Raw genomic sequence first — 2622 nt, 5'->3', positions numbered from 1 at the left:
TTGAAGATCTGATCATGACATTGAGATTTAGTTCAAAAAAATCCCCGCTAATTTCTTAGCAGGGATTTGTGTATAAGAGACAGCTAATTAGCGCCTTTTTGCATTATGGCTAAATATAAATTTAATGCTGATTGATCATGTGCGTTGCTAGTTGAGAGAATGATTGCTTTAAGCCTTCACGTAACAACGGATTGTCTATTTCTATATCCAGCGTTTTATTCATGCAGTACATCCACTGATCGCGCAATGCTTTATCTACAGTAAAAGGCATATGTCTTTTACGTAGCATTGGCTGGCCATGTTTTTCAGTAAATAGGTTTGGCCCGCCTAACCAACCAGATAAAAATTCAAAAAATACTTGGCGAATTCGATCTAATGGCAGAGGATGCATATCATATAACGGTTTAGCGTATTCATCTGACTCCATTATGTCGTAGAATCGATTGGAGATAGCTCGCGCCCCTTTCTCTCCACCTATTATTTCATACGGTGTTTTTTCAGGAGTAGGAGCCTGTTGCTCGGGAGCCGGCTTAGATTTAGAAAAAAGTCGTTTAATCATATTACTTATCATTGTTAATAGGCAGTTTATAGCTGCAAAGAGGTTGCTTTAAAATGGACAAATATGCGGTTTTTGGAAATCCAATTAAACATTCAAAATCCCCCGCGATACATAAACAATTTGCTGTATCACTGGGTGAGCAAATCGACTATCGCGCAATATTAGCACCTATCGATAACTTTGAAAAAACAGTATTGTCTTTTTTTGAGCAAGGCGGTGTGGGTGCTAATGTTACAATGCCATTTAAAGAGCAAGCTTATGCAATGGCTGATGAGCTTACCCCATTAGCCAAAATAGTAGGGGCTGTTAATACACTAAAAAAACGAGATAATGGCTCATTACTCGGTGATAACACCGATGGTGTGGGCTTTGTAAATGATTTACTCGCTAATGAAGTAGCCATAACTAATAAACGCATTTTAATCATAGGTGCGGGCGGTGCTGCTCGAGGGGTTATTTTACCTTTGTTAGAGCATAACCCTCAGGAAATAATAATAGTTAATCGCACAGCACAAAAAGCCAAAGAACTCGCAGAGCTGTTTACCCAATATGGACCAGTATCTGGCTTTGGTTTTGATGATTTACCAGTAAGCGATTACTCACTAATTATAAACTCTACCTCTAGCAGTATGAATAACGAACTTCCAGCACTTGATAAAAAACACATAACTAACTGTGAAGTCGCTTATGACATGTTTTATTCACTGCAAAATACCATTTTTATGAATTGGGTTGCACAGCATAATATTAACGCTAAGCTTTTAGATGGCAGTGGCATGTTAGTTGGTCAAGCTGCTCAAGCATATTATGTATGGCGTAATAAAATGCCAAAAATACTTCCCGTCGTTGATGCGCTCAAACAAGGAACGCTTAAATGAATCAGGCAATACAATTTATAGATAGGCTAGAGTTTAGAGAGCCCGATCATCAGCTAGTATTTTTTGCACAAGTTAGTGGCATGCTGGTGGAGTGTGTAATAGAAGTAAATACACTTAAACTAACAGACGAAAGTCACGCAACAGAGTATTTTGAAAAGTATCGTTTTGATTACGAAGAACGTGCCGAGGAGCTTATCGAAGAAGAGAGCTATAACTCGGCAGGCCAAATTGAAGTAAGTTTATTAACTTAAATTAGCTATTTCAGCTAAGTACTCATCTTTAAGTGATACATAGTTATCGGCAGATATTTTTAAAAAGGCAAGTTCTTGCTCCGTTAGAGGGCGGGCTTGCTTAGCCGGACTCCCTACATATAAGTAACCAGACTCTAAGCGTTTGTTTGGTGGTACCAAAGAGCCGCCACCTATAATTACATCATCTTCAACAACCACGTTATCCATAATAATAGCGCCCATACCTACAAGTATACGGTTTCCTAATATACATCCGTGCAGCATTACCTTATGACCTACAGTTACATCGTCACCTATAATAAGTGGATAACCATCTGGATTGCTTTTAGTTGCACGAGATAAATGCAATACACTGCCATCTTGTATATTGGAGCGTTTACCAATACGTATATAGTTAACATCGCCTCGGGCTGCTACTAAAGGCCAAACACTACTATTATCACCTAAAGTAATATCACCAACCAAAACTGATGACTCATCAATATAAACAGACGAATTAAACGAAGGAGTTACACCTTTATAAGAACGGATTGCCATATTTAGTACCTTTTAGATAATAGTTATTAGCTTTGAGTGTATCAGCAAGGTCTTTTTTGTACCATAACAGGCACCGTTTGGTTACAAAACTATCAGTTTTAGGGGGTTTAGTTCAGATACTGACCGAACAGCATCTTTTTTTACTTTTTCTTTAAAAAAGTACTTGCGTAAAAATCTGTTCTCCCTATAATGCGACCCCACTGAGACGGGAAACGCTGAAGCATAGCAAGGCACGAACTACTCAGAGAGTTAAATAAAACTTCGGTTTTAAATTGTCGAAAGAAAGTTTAAAACAAAGTGTTGACTCGAAAAATAAAGGGTGTATTATTCGCATCCCTTGAGACGCTAAAGCGACTCAAAACGTTCTTTAACAATATAAAGCAATCATCTGTGTGGG

The 2622-nt window shown here is 38.1% G+C and carries 4 protein-coding genes; 2 read left to right on the top strand and 2 right to left on the bottom strand.

Annotated features, from left to right (window positions below):
• Positions 1 to 121: 121 nt before the first annotated feature.
• Positions 122 to 559, bottom strand: a complete 438-nt coding sequence (locus tag GQR47_RS20040) for a group II truncated hemoglobin (RefSeq protein ID WP_004335148.1) — start codon at positions 557 to 559, stop codon at positions 122 to 124.
• A 53-nt stretch (positions 560 to 612) separates the two neighbouring features.
• Here GQR47_RS20040 and aroE point away from each other — a divergent pair, with 53 nt between their 5' ends.
• Both aroE and GQR47_RS20030 read left to right on the top strand, forming a co-directional pair.
• Positions 613 to 1437, top strand: coding sequence for a shikimate dehydrogenase (aroE, locus tag GQR47_RS20035; protein ID WP_154904294.1), 825 nt, complete (start codon positions 613 to 615; stop codon positions 1435 to 1437).
• Positions 1434 to 1688 (top strand): DUF1488 family protein, encoded by a 255-nt coding sequence (locus tag GQR47_RS20030; protein WP_004335144.1) that lies wholly within the window; start codon positions 1434 to 1436, stop codon positions 1686 to 1688. Before aroE ends, GQR47_RS20030 begins: the two co-directional genes overlap by 4 nt.
• Here the strand turns inward: GQR47_RS20030 and GQR47_RS20025 are convergent.
• Positions 1680 to 2225, bottom strand: coding sequence for a gamma carbonic anhydrase family protein (locus tag GQR47_RS20025; RefSeq protein WP_002959868.1), 546 nt, complete (start codon positions 2223 to 2225; stop codon positions 1680 to 1682). The two genes, GQR47_RS20030 and GQR47_RS20025, sit on opposite strands and share 9 nt — an antisense overlap.
• Positions 2226 to 2622 lie beyond the last annotated feature (397 nt).

This window comes from Pseudoalteromonas sp. Z1A2 (assembly GCF_011378755.1).
Taxonomy (GTDB): Bacteria; Pseudomonadota; Gammaproteobacteria; order Enterobacterales; family Alteromonadaceae; genus Pseudoalteromonas; species Pseudoalteromonas distincta.
This window is presented reverse-complemented; position numbering and strand designations above follow the sequence as displayed.